Source organism: Maribacter spongiicola (assembly GCF_004364165.1).
GTDB lineage: Bacteria > Bacteroidota > Bacteroidia > Flavobacteriales > Flavobacteriaceae > Maribacter > Maribacter spongiicola.
On the sequence record NZ_SOAY01000010.1, the window covers coordinates 1,397,461 to 1,419,850 of the forward strand.

A 22,390-nucleotide genomic window follows, 5' to 3' on the forward strand; every position below is an offset into this window, starting at 1 on the left:
AACCTTAAACGTATAAAACTATGTGTAACGATCATCAACATAAATTAAGGTCTAATAATAAAGATTTACAAAAATTAGAAAGTCAGCTAGACAGAAGACATTTCTTAAAGAAAACGTCTTTGGGTATTGGAGCCTTGGCGTTGGGTAGTCTTTTGGGTACAGAAAAATTATTCGCAGGTATTGATAAGAATAGTGCGCCCGAAGATATTCTAAAAGCATATAATAAGAATAGATTAGGTCTGCCACATCATCTACCTAAGGCAAAGAGAATTATCTATCTATTTCAAAGTGGAGGTCCCTCACAGATGGATTTGTTCGATTACAAGCCAAAGCTTTCAGATATGTTCGGTAAAGAACTGCCGGACTCTGTAATGAGTGGTCAGCGATTAACAGGTATGAGTGGTAACCAAAGCACACTGCCCATTGCACCATCAACTTTTAACTTTAAGCAATACGGAGAATCTAGAGCTTGGGTCAGTGATGCAATGCCCTATTTATCTGAGGTAGTTGACGATTTGTGTTTTATAAAAGGAATGCAGACGGATCAAATTAATCACACTCCGGCAATAACGTTTATGCAAACAGGTAATCAGTTACCGGGTAGACCTTCTATTGGCTCGTGGTTAAGCTATGGTCTTGGTTCTGACAATGAAAACCTACCTACGTTTATTACCCTAGTTTCTAAAAATGGAAAAGGACAACCGTTAAAGGCTAGTTTATGGGGTAACGGATTTTTACCTACCGAACACCAAGGCGTGCAATTTCGCTCGGGTAAAGACCCAGTGTTGTACCTAAGTGACCCAGAAAATTATGATGGAAATGACCGTAGGCATATGTTAGATTATTTGGGTAATCTTAATAACCTTCAACACGATGCTTATGGTGATCCAGAAATTCAGGCTAGAATGTCGCAGTACGAAATGGCTTTTAAAATGCAAACTTCTGTACCTGAGGTTTCAGATCTTTCAGACGAATCGGACAGCACTTTTGAGATGTATGGTAAAGATAGTAGGGATCCAGGCACTTATGCTGCAAATTGTCTCATGGCAAGAAAACTATTAGAAAAAGGCGTAAAATTTGTGCAGCTGTATCACCAAGGTTGGGATCAGCATAACTACTGTCCGGGTGGGGTTAAAAGTCAATCACAGAAAACAGACCAAGCTACTGCTGCATTGGTCAAAGATTTAAAACAACGTGGTATACTAGATGATACCTTGGTAGTTTGGGGTGGTGAATTTGGTAGAACGGTCTACTCTCAAGGGCAACTTACAAAAGAAAACTATGGTCGAGATCATCACCCAAAAGCATTTACCATGTGGATGGCAGGTGCAGGTGTAAAGCCAGGTTTTAGCTATGGCGAAACAGATGACTTTAGCTATAACGTGGTTAAAGATCCTGTGCATGTGCACGATTTTCATGCAACGCTTTTACATCTATTCGGTGTTGATCATGAACGATTAACCTTTAAACATCAAGGTAGACGATACCGCTTAACCGATGTTCATGGTAACGTAGTCAAAGATTTATTAACCTAGTAGTCAACAAATAACATTTATGCCAACCAGAAGAAATTTCATAAAAAAAACCGCTATTGCAGGTGCAGCTTTAACGGCTGTACCAACATTCGGATTCAATACTCTAAAAAAGAATAAACCGGCTGATACCATATTAGGTCATGGCGATTATCAATACAAGGTGCATAACGATTGGGCACAAATAAGTTCGGTTAGAACACCCTTGTTGAACTGCCATGAAATGGAAATGGATAGTAAAGGTCGTTTAATTATGATCGGTGATCACCCACAGAACAATGTGTTGATATTTGATAAATCTGGGAAATTATTAGACTATTGGGGAACTGCCTACCCAGGTGGTCATGGGTTGACTATTTCAAATGAAGGAGGCGAAGATTTTCTGTTTTTGGCTGATTCTGGGTGGTACCTAAATAAAATAGGAAAGTGGATTAAGCATAACGGTAGAGTTTCAAAGACTACCATAGATGGTAAAGTGCTTTTTGATATTGGGCATCCACAAACTATTGGTGTTTATGAAGCGGGACTAAATTATTGCCCTACAGAAGTTGCTGTGGGTCCTAATGGTGATATCTACGTTGCAGACGGTTATGGGCAAGATTTTATTTTACAGTACAATTATAAGGGCGAGTTTATACGTAAATGGGGCGGTCATGATAATGAAGATTCGAATTATAATCTTCAAAATGCACATGGTGTAGCAATAGATTATAGAGATAAAAATAACCCCATGGTGGTCTGTACTTCTAGAAACGAACAATCGTTTAAGTGGTTTACACTAGACGGTATCTATGTTAAAACACTTACACTCCCTAATATGCAGGTATGTAGACCTGTTTTTGATGATACTAATTTGTACGCTGGCGTATGTTGGTCTCAGCCAAAAGTCGGAAAAACAAATTGGAAAGATCATACTGGCTTTGTTACCATCTTAGAAGGTGATAAAGTAGTTTCTAATCCAGGTGGAACCACGCCCGAATATAAAAATGGTGAACTGCAAAAATCATATCAGTTAGAGAATAAGCCTATTCTACATGGACATGATGTATGTGTAGATGAAGATAAAAATTTATACATCTGCCAATGGAACGCCAATAAAACGGCACCCATTAAATTAGAACGTGTTTAAAGTGATTTTGAAGAAATAGTTATGGAGAATAGTGTTCCAGATTTTGTATTGTTCTTAGGTAGATTTCATCCGCTTGTGGTGCATTTACCTATTGGTTTTTTGTTTTTTGCATTTGTATTGGAAGTTTTTAGTCGTTGGAAAAAGAATCCTGTGCTAACCTCAGGTATTCCGTTGGCTTTATTTTTAGGTGGACTTAGTGGTGCCGTTGCGTGTATTTTAGGGTATATGTTATCATTAAGTGGCGATTATGAAGAGGCTGCTTTAGATACTCATTTTTGGTTTGGTATTGCAACCACTGCTATTGCATTTATAGCATGGGGTATACGAATCGAAAAAATTAAAGTATCAAGCTTAAAAAAGTTACAGCCAAATATTGCATTTCTGACCCTATTGGTAATTCTATTAAGTGTTACGGGTCATTACGGTGGTAACCTTACACATGGTAGTGATTATTTGGTGAAATATATGCCTTTTGGTGGTGCAGAAAAACAAGAACTGGTTGCGGTTACTAAAGTTGAAGATGCTGAGGTTTTTGGTCATCTGGTAAATCCTATTTTGCAGAATAAATGTGCAAGTTGCCATAATTCAAGTAAAAAGAAAGGCGGACTTTCAATTGCAGATAGTCTGGCTATTCTTAATGGGGGAAAAAACGGTGATATATTAATTCCTGGTGATGCATCGAATTCTGAAATGCTGAAAAGAGTATTGTTAGATCCGCATCACGATGATTTTATGCCGCCCGAAGGTAAAACACCCTTAACCGAAGAAGAGATAGCTATTTTGACGTATTGGATCGATAATGCGCAGGCGAATTTCAAAACGAAGGTAGCATCGGTTGAAACAGATGAGAATATTACGGGTATAGCTAGCACTATGCTTGGCTTGTCAGCAGGATCTTCTAGTGGTTCAGAGATACCGATTCCGAGTGTGAGTTTAGTTGCTGATGATAAAATAACTGAACTACAGGTAGAAGGCTTTAGATTACGTGAACTGGCATTTGAATCTGGATTGTATGAAGCTGTTCTAGCGCCAAATTCAAATGAAAATGGTACAACCGATGACATGTCCAAAAAACTCGAAAAGTTACTTTCTATAAAAGAGAATATTCTATGGTTATCATTAGAGAATAATGAAATTAAAGATGACCATATAAAATTGATAGCTCAGTTTATAAATGTTCAAAAATTGAAATTGAACGATAATCCTTTGTCAGATGCAGCAGTTGCTCAATTAACGCAGCTAGAGAATTTAACGAGTGTAAATCTATTAGGTACTAATATAACGGCTAAAAGTATCCCTTCTTTTTCTGAAATGAAGCAGCTCAAATATGCCTATGTTTGGAAAACGAAAATCAAAAAAGAAGATTTAGAGAAAAAAGGGATTAATGATTATCCTAAAATTATAATTGATTAAAGCTTAATTAAGAGTACATAAGCACATGAAGAAAGGTATATTTTTTAGTTGCATTGCTGTTTTAATGTTGAATGGTTGTTCTGCACAAAAAGTTGTTACCGATACTGAAATTAATAAACAACATTATACAGCCGATTGGGAATCTTTACAACAATATAAAGTACCTGAATGGTATAAAGATTTAAAATTCGGAATCTATTTTCACTGGGGTCCGTATTCTGTGCCTGCTTATGAAAATGAATGGTATTCTCGGTGGATGTATGTTGAGGGGCACCCAATAAACACCTACCATAAAGAAACATATGGCTCATTAGATACATTCGGTTACAAAGATTTTATACCGATGTTTAAGGCTGAAGAGTTTGATGCCGATGTTTGGGCAGATTTATTTGTAAAAGCCGGAGCACAATTTGCTGGCCCTATTGCAGAACATGCCGATGGTTTTGCGATGTGGGATAGCAAACTGACCCAATGGGATGCGAAGGATATGGGACCCAAAATAGATGTCGTAGGTGCTATGGAAAAAGCCGTAAAATCTCGTGGACTTAAATTTATTACCACCTTTCATCGTCATTGGTTGTATGCATGGTACCCAACTTGGGATGAGAATACGGATGCTTCAAATCCACTTTATAAAGGACTCTATGGTCCAAAAGTTCCAGAGGGGACATTTGTAATGGCCAATGAACCAACCGATCCGCTACCAGATGAAAATTTCAATCAAGATTGGTTAGATCGACTTACCGAATTAACCACTACCTATGATCCAGATATTATATGGTTCGATAATAAAATGGATATTATTGGTGAAAACTATAGAAAACAATTCTTGGCAGATTTTTATAATCGTGGTCTTGAAAAAGGCAAAGATGTAGTTGTTACCTATAAATTTACTGATTTGGCGGTAGGTTCTGCAGTGTTAGATTTAGAACGCTCTAGAATGAGCGAGAAAAAAGAATTTACTTGGTTAACTGACGATTCTATAGATTGGAAAGCGTGGAGTAATATTCAAAATCCGGAATATAAATCTACCAATAGACTTATTGATTTTTTGGTCGATGTGGTCAGTAAAAATGGAGCAGTATTACTTAATATAACCCCTACTGCTCAAGGTAAAATACCCACTGAAGTTGAGGAACGATTATTGCAAATGGGAGAGTGGTTAACTAAAAATGGGGAAGCTATCTATGGAACCAGACCTTGGAAAGTTTATGGAGAAGGACCAGCAGAAGTCATAGAAGGTCATTTGAGTGAACATAAAAATGCAGATAATACCGCAGAGGATATTAGATTTACTACAAAAGACGACACGCTTTATGCCATAGTTCTAGATCGCCCACAAGAAGAAATATATATAAGGGCTCTGGGTAAACAGGAACGAAAAATAAAAAGTATTCAACTTTTAGGGAATCCTGAGAAGATCTCTTGGGTACAAAATGATACGGAACTAATTATTCAGCCTTCTGAAAACAAAATAGGTGACTACGCATTTGCCTATAAGATTGAGTTTGTAAAAATACAATAGTGTACTAGCTTCACTTCAACTCATATTACTGGGATAGTTTTATGATGAAAGATCATATGTTATAGTGTAAAAAACATTTGAAAAGATATTTTCTTTAGTGGTCGATTAACTTTATATAAAACAAAAAAATGAAGTTTTATATGATGAATTATAAGATATTTTATGCACTAACTTTATGTGCATTGACCTCTTGCAGTAGTAGCGATGACTCCGCTGATAAAGTTGAGCTAGACGCTATAGCCCCCACAATAAATTGTCAAGAATCTATAACCATTAACATTGAATCTTTTGAAGATGGTGCTGAGGTTACTTATGAAACTCCCGAAGGAAGCGATAATGTAAGCGCAATTACGTCTCAAATCGAGGGTTTGGCAACAGGAGCAAAATTTCCGATAGGTACAACAATCAACACTTTTGAGGCTAGGGATGCAGCAGGAAATAAAACGACATGTAGTTTTGAAGTTACCGTTGTACAGAATGACCCATCTGCAAATCTGCCTTATTTTGTTAATTCAAACCCTACACCTGAAGGCAAAAAATGGACTAAGGTCGAGAATATGTCAGATGAATTTAATGGGACCACTTTTGATGATGATAAATGGCATAGAAGTCCATCGACCGATGGGTTTAATTGGATCGGTCGCCCGCCGGGCTTATTTGAGTCTGATAATGTATCTGTTAGTGACGGCAACATGAATGTTACTACCGAAGAATTTGAAACTCCAAAAACCGTAAATGGCATAGAGTTTACCCATGGCGGTGCAATAGTACGTTCTAAGTTAAAAGCAAAACAAGGGCATTATTATGAATGTAGAATGCAAGCGAATAAAACAGTAATGTCTTCTACTTTTTGGATAGCTTTTCAACAGAATTGTAATACTGGTCCTCTAAGAAAGCTCGAATTAGATATACAGGAATGTGTGGGCAGACTTACAACGACCGCTGCTTGGGCGGCAGATTTTGATCATATATATGCTTCTAATACTTGGAGACATGAAAGGGAATGTGATACCGAATTTACCGGTTCACAACAAAGTCCTGCCAAAACAGTTTTAGAAGAGAAAAATAATTCTAGGTACTTTGTATACGGATGCTGGTGGAAATCGCCAACTGAGATATTATTTTACTTAGATGGACAATTAACGCATACCATTACAAATCCGCCTGCTGATTTTGATTTAGAGGGGCATTTGACCATGGCAATAGAAACTTATGATTGGAACCCGATTGATTCTGAAACCATATTTAAAACTGCTTCTTTTGATGATCTAACAACAAAATATGATTGGATTAGATCTTGGAAACTCGAAGATGAATAGCTGACGCGCTTAATACATAGAGAACATAAAGTAAATTAGCTGAAAAGCCGGAGTTGGTAAAACAACTCCGGCTTTTTTTTTGTAAATATTTCAATGAATTAAAGCGAACTGGTTATGATTTATTCTAGTTCAAATAGGCGTAACTTATCATCGTTAACGGCACTTAAAATTCCGGTTTTGTTATCAATAATTATTTTCTCAATTCCTTTTACGTTATAAGGAAGTAATATTCCACTTTCAAGGTAATTTATAGCTTTATAATTTCCACTTTCGGTACCTAGAAATAGTTGTCCTATTGATGCATCTGCTCTTGTGGTTTCAACTTCAACCTCAAACTTATTTCCTGCTATTAAAATATCAAGAATATTATCATTATTAAAGTCATCTACAACAATACCATTTATAACAGAAAACTGCGCCTCTTTTGGTAGTGGTTTGATTTTTAGTTCACCATTATTATTTTCTAATATGATACTTTCAAAAAGTTGAACTTCATATTTTAACGCATTTTCTATATCAGGTAAAATATCGTCAATGTCTGCTTTTGCAAATTGTTGATAGGTTTTAAATTTTTGACTTATTTCTGGCAGTTGTTGAGAAGAACATTCCTTACCACGCACAGGTACAAGCCTATCTTTGTAGTGCTTGGTCAGAAAAATATCATTGGTGCCATTGCGGTCAAAATCATTTGCATAAATAGTAAATGGTTTTTCAACGCTAGCCGTAAATTTGTAATTAAGTCCAAGATTTCCGATTATAAAATCAATATCTCCGTCTTTATCGATATCTTTTGCAACTATCTTATTCCACCAACCTCTTGTATTTGTTAGATGGAAAGAGTCTGTTGCGTTGACAAATTTTTGACCTTCTTTTTTGAAAATGGTAATAGGCATCCATTCGCCAACAATAATTAGTTCTTTTGATGAATCAGCATCAATATCTGCCCAAGTAGCCGAAGTAACCATGCCGATTTCAGATAGTTCAGGGGCTACTTTTTGGGTGACATCAGTAAATATGCCTTCTTTGTTTTCTAACAAAAAGCTGTTTGGTGCGCTTGGGTAAGAATTAGGAACTAATCTACCACCTACGAATAGATCTAAATCGCCATCATTATCAAAATCTAACGGTACAACACACGAACCGCTCTCTGTTACATTCGGTAAACTATTAGTTAGTTCAAAATTACCTTTACCATTATTAAGGTAGAGTCGATCTTGTAGGGTAGGGGAGTTTTGCTCAAATTCATTGCCACCACTTACCACATACAAATCTAAATCTAAGTCGCCATCAGCATCGAAAAACACTGCACCAACATCTTCGTAATTAGCGGTAGATGCGAAAGCTGGTTGTTTACTTATCGAGAATTGACCTTTAGAATTCTGTAAATAAAGTGCTGCTTGCTGATTTGCCGCGCCACCTACATAAAAATCTTCCAAGCCATCATTATTGACATCTCCAACGGTTATACATGGTCCGTTTTGAGATAATTTATGAGGAAGTAGAATCTGTTTTTTAAAATCATCATATTCGTTTTCCAGATGAACAAGGGGTGAACTGAACTTTGAATCGGTGACTTCTGTAAAAATAGTTTTAGCAGGAGTTTTAGGGGCTGTTTTATTTTTTGCGGCATCATAATTAATCTCTAGCATTTGGTTAGCCTGTACATGCTGTAGCGTGTATTCTTTACCATTTGGCCATACAATATCTAATGCATCTATAGTGTCTGTTTTTCCCAATCCGAAATGATTGATTGGTTCAACAGATGATAAATAGCCTCTTACAGTTTTAAACTCATGATGTTGTATTTCGTTATTGTACTTTAAAGTTATTTTAGCACCTAAACCCGTTGGGTTGTTCTTAGGGCCGTTCAATTTTATTTTTAGGTAATTATTTTCTAATTTTTCAGAAGTGTTTTTATAGATAAATGCGGTACCGTCTATATTGTTCACAATGATGTCTAGATCACCATCGTTGTCTAAATCACCTAAAGATGCACCGTTAGATAAGCTTTCTTTATCTAGACCCCATTCTTTGGTTTTTTTGGTAAATGTTAGGTCGCCATTATTTTTAAAAATATAATTTGGTTTTTTATTTTCTTTGAATTGATTTACAATGTAAGCTACATTTTCTTGAGTGGTTTTTTTACGAGCTTCCATACTTTGCATGTATTGCCCTATTTTAGCATTGGTGTCTTTGTCCCAAATATCTCTTTTAAATCCGTTAGTGATGAAGAGATCATTAAAACCGTCATTATCAAAATCACTACCTAAACAAGACCAGCTCCAATCGGTTTTTCCTACGCCAGCGTATGCACTGATTTCACTATACATTCCGTTACCCCGGTTTAAGTGAAGCATGTTGTGCATGTATTGGTAATGAAAACCGTTCGTGGTCATATCACCGAACAGTTTTGTATTCATCGACGCCATGGTGGTTTTAGAGCGTTCGTAATCTTCGGGTAACATTTCTAATTGAATGATATCTTCAAAACCATCATTGTTAAAATCTACAATATCTACACCCATAGCGTAAAACGGAACGTGGTTAAAGCGCTTGGTAAGTTCATCGTTAAACGAGTTATTGCCTTGATTTATATACGCATAATCTCTTTCTAAATAATCGTTAGAAACATAGATATCTATTTTGCCGTCACTATTTAAGTCTGATGTAGCCAAACCTAAACCGTAGCCGTAATTATTTTTTATGCCGGCCTTTAGCCCAATTTCTATATATTTACCATTATTGTTAATGTATAATTTATCTCTATAGATATCATCTTCGTTTGCTTTACCTTCTAGTACTTGAGTGTAGTTTTGAAAGAATTTTTCAGGTCTGTTAGTAAGGTACATGTCTAAATCATTATCATTGTCGGCATCAAAGAACGAAGCCATAATCGAGTAGCCATTATCATTTAAACCAAATGCTGCAGCGTCTTCTTTGAAGGTTAAATCTCCTTGATTTATAAAAAGTAAATTTTCCCTGTCTTCCTTTATATCACGAAAACCACCTCGGCAAACATAAATATCTTGTAAACCATCACCATTTATATCGACCATGACAACACCGTTGTGCCATCCTTTATTTTTATCAATATTAGCCTTTGCAGTGATGTCTTCAAATTCAAAATTGCCTTTGTTCAGGTAAAGTTTGTTTTCAACTTCGTTGCCCACAAAATAAATATCTGATAAGCCATCATTGTTAATATCGCCAACGGCAACCCCTGCACCGTTATATACATAGTTGAAAAATTCATAAAAATGTTCAAAGTTTTCCTCTACTTTATTATTGAAGTTTATTCCACTCTCTTTTGGAGAAACTAACTCAAATAAAACTGATTGTTTTTCGTCAGGAATTTGATTCTTAGAATTCTGTTTACAGGAAACGAGCATCAAAATCAGGAGGAATATGATATTCTTGATTTGCATATTTTCAAGGCTATTATGGTAAAAAAGTAAGTTATTAAAAAAAGCCTATATAATAATTATATAGGCTTTTGAAATTAATTAAAGCTATGTTTATTTAGTACTAGCTTAATCAGCTGCTTCTAGAGAAACATTGTCTATTAGTACCACTGCAGTATTTGCATGAGCTGGTCCTATTCTTAATTGTAATTTTACAGATCCTGCCGCTATTGGAGCCGCTACAGTAAAGTTTACAGAAGTTTCTTGCCAAACACCAATGTTTTCAGGTAAAGTCCAATCCATCAACTTAAAGGCACCGTAAACTTGTGCTGGTGGTCCGAAGGCTACGTCATTGCCATACTCAGTTACATAGGTTCTCAATTCAAGTGCCCCTGGTAAGGTTCTATCACCACCTTCTAACATATACCTAAAAGTAAACGTATAATTTCCTGCAGGCAATTCGCCTAAATCAGCAGTTCTGAAAACAGTATTTTTTTCTAATCCAGAAGCTCCAGCTTGTATTCTTAAAGCGGTAACACCATCAGTAGTTACAATACCGTAATCTTCTTCAGGAGTATTAGCTGTTGGCGGTGTTTGTAAGTCCCAACCGTTTAAAGTTGCAAAGTCTGCATCTACGCCACCACGGATAATAAAATTAGGATCTGGACCGGTTACGGTAATAAAGTCTTCTGTTGTAATCGTATCTGTCATTCCATCGGCAACTCTTGTCGATTGAAGCGTGACACTATACGTTCCTGCAGCAGCATAAGTTACTATAGGATTTTCTTCGGTTGAGGTCTCGGGCGTACCACCTTCAAATGTCCATAACCATTCGTCTGGTGCTCCAGCAGAATCGTCGCTATATGTTACGGCAACATTTTCTGCAGGATTGCTATTATCTGCCGAGAATGCAGCTACTACAGGTGTTGGTTCAACAACGGTGATATATGCATCAACGGTTTTAGTAGTTTCACTTAAAGGAGACTCTCTATGTGCAGTTAATGTTACTTTGTACGTGCCTAAAGTATTGTAGGTTACTGTAGGGTTTTCAGCAGTAGAAGTAGCGGGCGTACCGCCTTCAAAAGTCCATTCTAAACCATCATTTTCTCTAGCTTCTTCAAATAACGATTGTAAATTTTCAACTACCGATGTAAAAGTGGTACTAGTACCGACAATAACTTCAGTTTCTTCTGATGAAAAATCTGCAGTTACTTTATTATAAACACGAACTAAAAATTTACCTTCTTCAACCGTACCATCATCATGTGTTACTGATAGTGATGTAAGATAACCTGGTAGAACCCCTTCTTCATTTAGAGATTGCCCAGTTGGGTAATCAACATCTACTGTTGCTTGATCTGAGGTAGGTATACTACCCTCGGCAAATGTCCATAATCTACTAGTAACATTTGTTGAAGAATCAATATATGTAATAGTACCTCCTTCGGTTATATTTCTGTTTTTTGCGGTTGCTTTAAAGCTCACATCTCTTATGCCGTCTCTAACATCACCATCTTCTTCACAACTAATAAATGTTGCTAAAAGTGCTAGTGTTAAAACCCACAGGCTATAATATTTTTTATTTTTCATTTTTATAATGTTTTTGTTTAGTAACCTGGGTTTTGAACTAGGTTAGGGTTTAATTGCATTTGAGCATCTGGTATTGGCCATCTGATTTCAAAATCTTCATATTGAGTAATAGGATCGCCAGCATTTGGACCACCTTGTGTAATGCCCGAGATGGACTCTGCATATTTGCCAAACCTGATCAAATCATTACGTCTCCAACCTTCAAAACACAATTCTTTTCTTCTTTCAGATAACAATTCTGTAGCATTATCTTCTTGAGAACCTAATACCATCATATCTGCTGCAGTTAAACCTGCTCTTGTTCTTAAACGATTTACCGTATTGTCAATAACACCCTGCGTTAATTTGTTTTGACCATTCAATGCTTCTGCATATAGCAATAAAACATCTGCATATCTTATATATGGGTAATCAAAAGGAGAGTCATTGGCATAACCATTTGGGCTTTCTGCATGCCATTTCCATCCTCTCCACGTATTTTTGGCCACAGTCCAAGATGCTGGGTCTGTTACAGCAGTTTCAGGGTCGGTATTATTTGCATTATGTCGCGCTATGTTGTTGATCATACGCACATCATTTTCAATATCGTAGCTATCTGCAAAACTATGGTTAATGTGACAGGTTCCCCAGCCTCCACCGTTTTGTACACTACCTTGTGGTCCAAAAAAGAATCCTAATATACCACCTTCACCTAAAGCAGGACCATCAAGACTAATAGAGAAAACCATTTCTTGACTTTGTTCATTATCCAAATCAAAAACGGTAGCATAATCTGGTAAAAGTTCGTAAACACCACTGTCCATAACCTTTTTCAATGCTTGTTCAGCTAAAGGGAATTTATCGGTCTGGTTTAATGGAAAACCAGTCATTTGTAAGTAAATTTTACCTAATAATGCATTTGCCGCACCTGTAGTTACACGACCACCACCTTGCTCTGTAGGTAAGTATGGCAAGGCAGAAATTAAATCTGATACCATAAAGTCATACACTTCTGAAGGTGCAGCTTGCGTTACATTAATGTCATCTAGCGATGTAACTTCATTTTTAAGTAGCGGAACATTTTCCCATGAACTTACCAATGCGAAATTTAAAGTTGTTCTAAGAAATTTTGCTTCAGCCACATATTGGTTTTTTAGATCACTTTCTATTTGATCTGGTGACATCGCATCAATTCTATCTACAACACTGTTTATTCTATTTAAAGACTCATAATATTTAACCCATGCTTGGTTAATTGCACCAGTTGTTGGGGTTACTTGATGTAAGTATATCAATTTACGTTCACCGCCCCAGTTAGGAAAAACTACTTCATCGGCCGCCGTGGTTCCCCAATAAATAGACCAAGGTGCAGGGTTACTGCCACCAGTAGGTGCAATAGATTGTTGAACGGCATCATAGGCACCGTTAAGGTACGTTTGTGCTCCTTCCTTATTTACCAAAAGTAAAGGTGGAGATACAAACGTATCTGGGTCTTCTGATAAAAATGTATCACTACAGGAACTAAGTGTAATTATTGCTCCGAGTAAAATAAATGCTTTCAAATAATTTTTTCTATCTTTTTTCATAATCGTTTTTTTTAAAATCCAATATTTAGTCCAACTCTGAAAGTTCTAGCTCTTGGATAAGAATCTGAGTCTAAACCAGGTGTTAGTTGGTTGTTACCAACGCTAACTTCTGGGTCATAACCACTATAATTGGTCCATACATATAAATTGTCAGCAGCAGCATAAAGTCTAAATGATTTTACACCTAAGCTTTGTGTAACTTTATTTGGTAATTTATAACCAATTGTAATGTTACTTAATCTCAAGAAAGAACCATCTTCTACGTAATCTGAGTATGCATTACCACTTACCCCGGCATCACCAAAACCATTTATAATAGGCACATTGGTATCTGTGTTTTCAGGAGTCCATCGGTCTCTAATAGTACCGTATTTATTAAAGAACGGAATGTTTTGACCAGTTCCTCTTACAAGGTTTTTATTGTAAACATCATTACCATATGACCATGACGTTAATATAGAAAGATCTACGTTTTTATACGTAAAATTATTGGTAAATCCACCAAAATGCTTTGGTACCGTACGTCCTATGATTGTTCTGTCATCTGAGTTTATTATACCATCGGCACTATCAGGAATACCGTCACCATCAGTATCTACAGTTATTTGATCTTTTAACTTAGGTAAGCCAGGTCTGTAGGTTGAGGTATCGGTTCTACCAGAAGATACGACTACACCATCTTTCAACTGGTAATTAAGTTGATAAAGAGTCACGCCATTTGCAGCAGCATCTGCATACATTTTTTGAGCAGCTTCAGCATCGGTTAATCCGTCAAAATCAACGAAATCTGAATATTGGTACAAACCATCATTTTGAATACCGTAAATAGAACCAACAGGTTCACCGACACGGGTAACATAATCGATAGGAATTTGATTGTCACCAATTGCTCTAGTAAAGAATTCAGTAGCTCCTCCTAAATCTGTAACCTCATTATCGTTGAAGCTAATATTGAAGCTAGAATTCCATGAGAAATTTTCGGTATCAATATTCACTGTATTTACAGCGAATTCCAGTCCTTCGTTTACTAAACTTCCAACATTTGTAAATACGGTTTCAAAACCTGTAGTACCTGGTATAGGCTTGTCCAATAATAAGTTTGTTGTTTCTTTTTTATAGTATTCGGCATCTATAGCGATTCTGTTCTTAAATAGACCTAAAGATACACCAGCATCTAGCTGAGAGGTAGTTTCCCAGGTTAAACCATCAACAACTAAATTGCCTATTGCAACACCAATAGCTAATTGATTACCATCAAAAATGGCTGAAGATGTAGCTGTTTGCGGTAATGATCTATAAGATCCTATAGCTGTATTACCAGTTTCACCATAACTCGCTTTAAATTTCAAGTTACTTATTGTTTGGTTATCCTTTAAGAAATTTTCGTTAGATACTTTCCATGCTACACCAGCAGAAGGAAAGAACCCCCATTTGTAACCTTCGGCAAACCTAGAAGAGCCATCATAACGTGCACTTAGGTTTAAAACATAGCGGTCGTCAAAATCATATTGTACACGACCTAAAACAGATCTTAAAGAGTTTTTATTAAAGGTTGATAATGTAGCAAGGGTTTCTTGCGCTGTACCCAAGTTATTCAAGTTTACGCCAGGTAAATCAAAACCGGTAGATCGGGAATTGGTAAATTCAAAAGAAGACTCTTGTTGTTCGTATACTGCAGTCGCATTTAACCTATGCTTACCATACGTTTTATTGAACGATAAGTTTTGCTCTGTGGTAAGACCAACATTATTACTGTTATTGGTAAATGCTCTACCACCTACAGATTGACCGTATCCAAATTTCTCAGAGAAATATGCTTGCCCCTTACTAGAACCAAAATTACCTCTAAGTGAAGTTGTAAACTTTAATCCATCAGCTAACTGATATTCTAGGTACACATTCCCAAAAGAATTGAAACGTAATGATCGGTTGGTGTTACCTTCTAAAATTCTATTTGGATTAACAACATCGCCAGAACGCAACGACAGAATTCTACCATCTTCATCGTATTCTGCATCATCGTAACGAGTTAAACCTTGTACTGGACTAAAAAGAACGGCATTTGTAACAATACCAGATTGTCCGTTAGCATTTGAACTCGCGGAGGTTACAACGCCTTTAGATTGCGTGAAACCCATATTTAGATTTACACCTGCCTTTAATTTTTTAGAAATATTCTGATTCAATCTTAAACTAGCATTATATCTTTCAAAATCTGTCGTCTTAATAACTCCTTCACTATTTAAGTATGAAAATGATGCTGCGTAAGAGTTGGTGTCAGATCCACCTGTCATAGAAAGGTTATAGTTACTTGTTATGGCAGTTCTAGCAATTTCGTCTTGCCAATCGGTAAGAATAACTCTAGGGTCATTTAAATTAATATTGTTACCAAATTCATCTCTATAAGCTGAAGGTTGTGGTTCTGTACTATTGGGATCCCATGGAAAATATTCGTTCCACCAATCTACATATTCCTGCCCTTTTAATAGGTCAATTTTTCTTGCTAGTGTCGCAACAGATGTATAGGTTTCAAAGTTTAAGGTGGATCTTCCTTTTTTACCACCTTTAGTGGTAATTATAATAACACCATTTGCACCTCTAGAACCATAAATTGCAGTAGCAGAAGCATCTTTTAACACCTCTATGGATTCAATAGTACTTGGGTCAATTGAAGATAAAGGACTCGTGGTAGAGTTACCTAAACCTACACCTGTACTTTGGTTATCACCCTGTAGAGCAAAGCCATCGATTACATATAGTGGATCACTACTGGCGTTGATAGATGTTCCACCACGTACACGTACTTTGAATCCTGAATCTGGTCCACCTTCAGAGGCAACGATCTGCACACCTGCAGCTTTACCGGCGATACCACCTTCAAACGAAATAGGCTTTACCCTATTTAACTCTTCTGCCTTAATGGAGACTATGGATCCTGTAAGATCTTTTCGTCTTGCAGAACCATACCCTATAACAACAACCTCGTCAAGAGCAGAAACGTCTTCAGCTAATTTTGTGTTGATGGTTGTTTTTCCATTAACGGCGATTTCCTTTTTGGTAAAACCAATATAGGTAAAGACCAAAACATCATCGCTATTTACATTAATGGTATACAGCCCGTCAAAATCAGTAACAGTTCCGTTTGTAGTTCCCTTTACAACTACACTTACACCAGGCAATGGACCGTCATCTGATGTTACCGTTCCTCGAATGCTGCTCGTTTGAGCGTTCATGGAACCCATACCCAATAGCACTAGAATTGCTATCAGTAGGGTTCCGGATTTCCGTTTAAATAAGAATTTCATTTTCATAAGTTGTGAATGTAATTAAGTTTAGTTCTGCAAATATTTAATTATTACACTGGGCTTAGGATAACAAATGATTTTTAAAGGGTAACAAATGTGTTTGTCTAAAAAAAATGTTAAAGCGGCGACTATTTTTCATTTTCAGGACTTTTTAATTTCATTTTCTTAATAATCGTACTTAACTATTGTGAAATCTGTTTTTGATAGCAACTGCAGCATTACGTAATTTAGTGTGTAAAACATTATTGTTAGTGGTATCAACAATCTCATATACTAGGAGCAGTTTTATGTAAATAGGTTATGTATATGTTTATTTGCGGAATTTTGATGCTACATCTATTTGGTAATCGATATAAGTATATACTTCAATAATAGAATGAAGAAAACATCACGTTTAAATAAAGAATTACGTCTTTATAAATAATTTATCTTATTGCATATTACTCATATGTTTTGTTCATAAAATCATTTGTTATTCCGTAATCCTAAAAAATAGGTAACTTTTGTAAAGCGTATAATGCGTATCATGTATTGCAAATTCTGATCTTAAAAACTCTCTTAAAAATGTTCAAAAAACTCTTTTTTATTTTTCTGATAGGTGTATTTTTTTCTGCTTGTGAAGAAGCTCCTCAAGAAACTGTTGTGGCTAAAAAACCAAACATCATCTATATAATGGCCGATGACCATACCACTCAGGCTTTTGGTATTTATGGTAGTAGATTGGCTAGCCTAAACCCGACACCGGCTTTAGATCAGTTAGCGAATGAGGGAATGATCTTTGATAATTGTTTTGTTACAAACGCAATTTGTACCCCAAGTAGGGCAACGATAATTACAGGTCAATATAGTCAGGCCAATGGGGTTTTAGACTTGGAGGGGCATATACCGCCAGACAGGCAATATCTGCCTCAAGAAATGAGAAAATTAGGTTATGAGTCTGCTATTGTTGGTAAATGGCACTTAGAAGAAGAACCTGCATCATTTGATTATTATGCGGTTTTACCTGGGCAAGGTAAATATCATGATCCCGAGTTTATTGTACAAGGTGAGGAAGAATGGCCTAAAAATAGAATTGAAACTACGGGGCATTCCAGTGATAATATCACCGATTTAACTATTAATTGGTTAAAGGATAAAAGAAATAAAGACAAGCCATTTTTCTTAATGCACCATTATAAAGCGCCGCATGATGATTTTGAGTATGCGCCTAGATATAAAGATTATTTAGAAGATGCATATATTCCAGAGCCTGCCAGTTTGTATGTAAATGGTAATAATGGTTCTGTTGCCACTAGAGGAAATAATGATTCGTTGTTAACTGTTATAGGCTCGTCTGTTTCTAAACGAAATACTATTAGAAGTATGGGTATGCGATTATGGAGCGATGAGTTTACGAAAATCTCAAATCCTGATTTTAATGCGGATTTTAAAACCAAACTAGATTTAAGCGATAGGGCATATACGCATGCCACTTATCAAGAATATTTAAAAAGATATTTGCGTTGCGTAAAAGGGGTAGACGATAATGTAGCGCGATTGATTAAATTTTTAAAAGATGAGGGTCTTTATGATAATACCATAATAGTATATACTGGTGATCAAGGGTTTATGCTAGGGGAACATGATTATATCGATAAAAGATGGATGTATGAAGAATCTATGCGTATGCCATTCTTTGTACGTTATCCTGAAAAAATAAAGGCAGGTACTAGAACTGATGCCATTATCAATAATGCCGATTTTGCACCTACTTTAATAGATATGGCAGGTGGTACTGCCCCAGAACAAATGCAAGGGCATAGTTTTAAAACTATTTTAGAAACTGGAGAAGAGCCAGAAGATTGGCAACAGTCTACCTATTATAGATATTGGATGCATATGGCGCACGCACACGCCAACCCAGCGCATTTTGGTATACGTACAAAACAATACAAATTAATATTTTTCTATGGTAAGTATTGGGTCGATACAAAAGATCCAGCTGCAACTTGGAACAAGAAGAGCTGGGGCAATCGCTTTGAAATGGATACCCCTGTAGCTTGGGAGTTTTATGACCTAAGCAAAGATCCTAAAGAGATGAATAATGCTTATAATAACCCCGAATATAGAGATGTTATTGCCGATCTAAAAAATCAATTATTAGAAAAAAGAAAGAGCTTGAATGAAGAGGATGGGGATAAGTACCCGCATATTCAGAAGGTAATCGATGCGCATTGGAACGATTAAATAGCAGCTTTTTTTAATCTAAATTTTTATTCAAATTCATATGAGAGCCATATTCAAATTAACAGTAGTTTTATGTATTCTATGCTCAACTAGTAGTTTTTCTCAACTAAGAAAAGAGAAATATGCTGCGAAAACACTTTCTGTTCAAAAATGGGAAGTTCTTGATATTGACTTTAAAAGTAAAACGATAGGCGACTCACCCTTTACTACTAATTTTTCGGCAGTTTTTACGCATGAAAATGGTGAGCAGAAAATTGTACCTGGTTTTTTTAACGGAGATAAGAATTGGGTAATTAGGTTCTCAAGTACTTTAGAAGGTAATTATACCTATGTAACTATATCAGAAATTGCATCGCTCAACAACAAGAAAGGCAAGGTTAAGGTAACCGAAGCTAAAAGTGATAATCATGGTGGTATAGTAGTTAGCGATAATGACCCTCAGCACTTTTATTATGAAGATGGTACGCCATATTTTCTATTGGCTTTTGAATGCGATTGGTTGTATGCGCTCGATTATCATAATGAAAAAGACTTGCCTAAAACAGCGCATTTATTAAACCTTATTGAAGAAAACGGATTCAATCAAATAGTCATGAATGTGTTTTCGTATGATGTAAGTTGGGATAAAGATGAAAAGCTTAAAGATCACCCTGAACATGAATTTGGTGGTCCAGATGATATTTTTCCTTTCTTAGGGAACAACGAAAACCCTGATTATTCTGAACTGAACCCTGTATTTTTTCAAAAACTAGATCGTACTATAAGTATGATGCATGACAAACGCATAGCATCACATCTTATGATTTATGTGTGGAACAAATTAGTTGCATGGCCAGATATGAACAGTGATGCCGATAATATGTATTTCGACTATGTAGTAAAACGTTATCAGGCATTTCCAAATATGGTTTGGGATATTTCTAAAGAAGCACTTTACTATGGTAGGGCAGATGAAGATTACATACATGGCAGAATTGATAGAATACGAGAAAATGACCACTTTAATAGGTTGGTCTCTGTACACGATTTTAAATACTGCTCTAACTTTCCTGATAAAGTAGATTTTATTTCTACTCAAAATTGGTCTCATAATATTTATGATAAAATGCTAGATGCCAAGAATAAATTTAAGGATAAACCAATTTTTAATATCGAACATGGTGGCTACGAAGAGTCGCCATATACTGTTTTTACTGGAGATTACGTAAATGCAGAAACTTGTTTGCGTAGAAATTATATGTGTTTATTTGCTGGCGTTTATACCACTTATTACTGGCAAGGTGCTTCATGGAATGTTATTATCTATAATCCTTTTGAGCAGCCAGATGATTTTGTTAAACCGAAGTTCCAGTATTTTGAACATATGCAGAAACTATTCGCAGCATTTGATTTTACTAAACTAAAGCCAACACCTTGGAAAAACGGTAGTGCTTATAACCTTACAGATGATAATGAAACGGTGTTGCTTTACATGCATAAAGAAAACTATGGTATAGATGCAGCTTTTCTTAAAAAAGAAAGTGCAATAAGATCATTACAATGGTTCAATACCTTAACGGGGGAATTTAGCCAGGAAGTAGGGTTGCCAAAAACAGGAAAATTAATATCGCCATGGCAAGGAAAAGCCGATGCAGTATTGATTTCTAGGCTTAATTCACTTTAAAAAGCAGCATATAAATCATTTGGTCTATTATAAAAGACATACGTTTTAATGCTTTCGCCAAGATAATTCGAATTTCGCTTCAAGGGAATTAAGAAAAACTAATAAGAGATATTTACCATGAATTTAAAAAGATATAAGTTATTCGCTTTTATGGTCTGTACAGCAACATTCTTTTCTTGTGCTGATAAAAAAGAAAAGAAAGAAACTGTAGTACAAGCGAAACCAGTTTACGAAGCCAACTGGGAATCTATAAAAGCCAATTACAAAGATCCAGCATGGTTTAATAAACAAAAATTCGGCATCTTTATTCATTGGGGTGCCTACAGTGTACCAGCTTATAGTTCTGAATGGTATCCTAGAAAAATGTATATGGATTCTGCTACCTTTTCTGCACAGTTAGAACTAGGGCAAAAAGGACCATCAGATGTGTATTTACATCACAAAGAAAAATGGGGTGATCAGAAAGATTTCGGTTATAAAGATTTCATCCCGATGTTTAAAGGAGAAAATTTCGATGCTAACCAATGGATCGATATTTTCGAGAAAGCTGGGGCAAAGTATGTAATACCTGTAGCAGAACATCATGATGGTTTTGCCATGTACAAGTCTAACGTAACACGATGGAATTCTGTTGACATGGGACCTAAAAAAGATGTTTTAGGAGAATTATTTAAAGCTGGTCGTGAAAAGGGTATGATTATGGGGGCTTCTTCGCATTTCGCCTTCAACTGGTCTTTTTATAATAAAAAAGATAAATTCGATACTACAGATCCCAAAAATGCAGACTTATATTCTACAAAAGGTAAAGACTTAAATGAACCGGTTTCACAGGAGTTTAAAGAATTGTGGTGGGCAAGAACTAAAGATATTATTGATAATTACCAACCAGATATCTTATGGTTCGATTTTTATCTAGACATTCCTGACTTTGCAGATCAACGACCAAAATTAGCGGCATACTATTATAATAAAGGTATTGAATGGAATAAAGAAGTAGTGTTACAGGATAAGAACTTCTCTCATGAAGCATTTCCTGAAGGTACGGTTGTTTATGATCTAGAAAGAGGTAAGCTACCTGGTATTCGCAAATTACCATGGCAGACAGATACTTCAATCGGTAAAAACTCTTGGAGTCATGTTACGAATTGGGAGTCTAAAACAGCTAATGAAATTGTAGATGATTTAGTAGATATTGTAAGTAAAAATGGAAATCTATTGTTAAATGTGGGTCCTAAATCTGACGGTACGATCCCAAAAGATCAGCAGGCTATATTATTTCAAATTGGAGATTGGCTAAAGATTAATGGCGATGCTATTTATGATACTACATACTGGAAAACTTTTGGTGAAGGTCCGACAGAGGTAAAAAAAGGACATCATTCTGAGGGTGATAATGAAGGTTTGTCATCAAAAGACATCAGGTTTACCATAAAAGATAATAAGCTTTTTGCCATTGTTCTTGATTGGCCAAAAGACGGTATGGTGAATATTGAATCTTTAGCTAAAGATTCAGAATATGTAAAAGATATAGAAATAGCCAGTGCAAAAGTATTGGGTAGTACAGATAAAATTGAGTGGAGTCAAGAGACCGACGGTTTACTGGTTACAATGCCAAAAGAAAAACCAGGTGACTTCGCGTATGTTATTCAGTTCGATTTACGATAGTTTGTTAGTTTTATTTTATTGTGTGCCAAGACTTTTGTTGTTAGAGGTCTTGGCTTT

General features: G+C 36.0%; 12 protein-coding genes. 8 read left to right on the top strand and 4 right to left on the bottom strand.

The window, feature by feature from the left end:
* Positions 1 to 20 precede the first annotated feature (20 nt).
* The 5 genes from CLV90_RS06535 (at position 21) to CLV90_RS06555 (ending at position 6,918) form a co-directional block, all read left to right on the top strand.
* On the top strand, positions 21 to 1,535 hold the full coding sequence (locus tag CLV90_RS06535) for a DUF1501 domain-containing protein (RefSeq protein WP_133686662.1): 1,515 nt from the start codon (positions 21 to 23) through the stop codon (positions 1,533 to 1,535).
* Between the two features lie 19 nt (positions 1,536 to 1,554).
* A complete protein-coding gene (locus CLV90_RS06540) occupies positions 1,555 to 2,661 on the top strand; it encodes a twin-arginine translocation signal domain-containing protein (RefSeq protein WP_133686663.1) in 1,107 nt (368 codons plus the stop codon).
* Between the two features lie 21 nt (positions 2,662 to 2,682).
* Positions 2,683 to 4,074 carry a c-type cytochrome domain-containing protein gene (locus CLV90_RS06545; RefSeq protein ID WP_133686664.1) on the top strand — a complete coding sequence of 464 codons (1,392 nt, stop codon included), beginning with the start codon at positions 2,683 to 2,685 and terminating at the stop codon, positions 4,072 to 4,074.
* A gap of 25 nt (positions 4,075 to 4,099) precedes the next feature.
* Entirely contained in the window at positions 4,100 to 5,599 is a 1,500-nt protein-coding gene (locus CLV90_RS06550) for an alpha-L-fucosidase (protein ID WP_133686665.1), read from the top strand.
* Between the two features lie 140 nt (positions 5,600 to 5,739).
* Positions 5,740 to 6,918 (top strand): HYR domain-containing protein, encoded by a 1,179-nt coding sequence (locus tag CLV90_RS06555; RefSeq protein WP_133686666.1) that lies wholly within the window; start codon positions 5,740 to 5,742, stop codon positions 6,916 to 6,918.
* A gap of 119 nt (positions 6,919 to 7,037) precedes the next feature.
* Here CLV90_RS06555 and CLV90_RS06560 read toward each other — a convergent pair whose 3' ends face one another.
* The 4 genes from CLV90_RS06560 to CLV90_RS06575 form a co-directional block, all read right to left on the bottom strand.
* Positions 7,038 to 10,343: a VCBS repeat-containing protein gene (locus CLV90_RS06560; protein WP_243835278.1), complete on the bottom strand. Its 3,306-nt coding sequence runs from the start codon at positions 10,341 to 10,343 to the stop codon at positions 7,038 to 7,040.
* 105 nt (positions 10,344 to 10,448) lie between these two features.
* On the bottom strand, positions 10,449 to 11,909 hold the full coding sequence (locus CLV90_RS06565; RefSeq protein WP_133686667.1) for a PKD domain-containing protein: 1,461 nt from the start codon (positions 11,907 to 11,909) through the stop codon (positions 10,449 to 10,451).
* A 17-nt stretch (positions 11,910 to 11,926) separates the two neighbouring features.
* Entirely contained in the window at positions 11,927 to 13,474 is a 1,548-nt protein-coding gene (locus tag CLV90_RS06570) for a RagB/SusD family nutrient uptake outer membrane protein (protein ID WP_133686668.1), read from the bottom strand.
* 11 nt (positions 13,475 to 13,485) lie between these two features.
* The gene (locus CLV90_RS06575; RefSeq protein ID WP_133686669.1) at positions 13,486 to 16,779 is read right to left on the bottom strand and encodes a SusC/RagA family TonB-linked outer membrane protein; all 3,294 of its coding nucleotides are present in this window, start codon (positions 16,777 to 16,779) and stop codon (positions 13,486 to 13,488) included.
* Positions 16,780 to 17,343: 564 nt separating this feature from the next.
* On the opposite strand from CLV90_RS06575, the gene CLV90_RS06580 reads away from it, so the two are divergent.
* The 3 genes from CLV90_RS06580 to CLV90_RS06590 all read left to right on the top strand — a co-directional run bounded on the left by CLV90_RS06580 (position 17,344) and on the right by CLV90_RS06590 (position 22,333).
* Entirely contained in the window at positions 17,344 to 19,005 is a 1,662-nt protein-coding gene (locus tag CLV90_RS06580) for a sulfatase family protein (protein ID WP_133686670.1), read from the top strand.
* Between the two features lie 40 nt (positions 19,006 to 19,045).
* A complete protein-coding gene (locus tag CLV90_RS06585; protein WP_133686671.1) occupies positions 19,046 to 20,668 on the top strand; it encodes a DUF5060 domain-containing protein in 1,623 nt (540 codons plus the stop codon).
* 117 nt (positions 20,669 to 20,785) lie between these two features.
* Positions 20,786 to 22,333: an alpha-L-fucosidase gene (locus CLV90_RS06590; RefSeq protein ID WP_133686672.1), complete on the top strand. Its 1,548-nt coding sequence runs from the start codon at positions 20,786 to 20,788 to the stop codon at positions 22,331 to 22,333.
* Positions 22,334 to 22,390: the final 57 nt, after the last annotated feature.

What these genes read in the sequence shown, in the direction of transcription:
- CLV90_RS06535 (WP_133686662.1), top strand. Translation starts at nt 21, where the DNA reads ATGTGTAACGATCATCAACATAAATTAAGGTCTAATAATAAAGATTTA.
- CLV90_RS06540 (WP_133686663.1), top strand. Translation starts at nt 1,555, where the DNA reads ATGCCAACCAGAAGAAATTTCATAAAAAAAACCGCTATTGCAGGTGCA.
- CLV90_RS06545 (WP_133686664.1), top strand. Translation starts at nt 2,683, where the DNA reads ATGGAGAATAGTGTTCCAGATTTTGTATTGTTCTTAGGTAGATTTCAT.
- CLV90_RS06550 (WP_133686665.1), top strand. Translation starts at nt 4,100, where the DNA reads ATGAAGAAAGGTATATTTTTTAGTTGCATTGCTGTTTTAATGTTGAAT.
- CLV90_RS06555 (WP_133686666.1), top strand. Translation starts at nt 5,740, where the DNA reads ATGATGAATTATAAGATATTTTATGCACTAACTTTATGTGCATTGACC.
- CLV90_RS06560 (WP_243835278.1), bottom strand. Translation starts at nt 10,343, where the DNA reads ATGCAAATCAAGAATATCATATTCCTCCTGATTTTGATGCTCGTTTCC.
- CLV90_RS06565 (WP_133686667.1), bottom strand. Translation starts at nt 11,909, where the DNA reads ATGAAAAATAAAAAATATTATAGCCTGTGGGTTTTAACACTAGCACTT.
- CLV90_RS06570 (WP_133686668.1), bottom strand. Translation starts at nt 13,474, where the DNA reads ATGAAAAAAGATAGAAAAAATTATTTGAAAGCATTTATTTTACTCGGA.
- CLV90_RS06575 (WP_133686669.1), bottom strand. Translation starts at nt 16,779, where the DNA reads ATGAAATTCTTATTTAAACGGAAATCCGGAACCCTACTGATAGCAATT.
- CLV90_RS06580 (WP_133686670.1), top strand. Translation starts at nt 17,344, where the DNA reads ATGTTCAAAAAACTCTTTTTTATTTTTCTGATAGGTGTATTTTTTTCT.
- CLV90_RS06585 (WP_133686671.1), top strand. Translation starts at nt 19,046, where the DNA reads ATGAGAGCCATATTCAAATTAACAGTAGTTTTATGTATTCTATGCTCA.
- CLV90_RS06590 (WP_133686672.1), top strand. Translation starts at nt 20,786, where the DNA reads ATGAATTTAAAAAGATATAAGTTATTCGCTTTTATGGTCTGTACAGCA.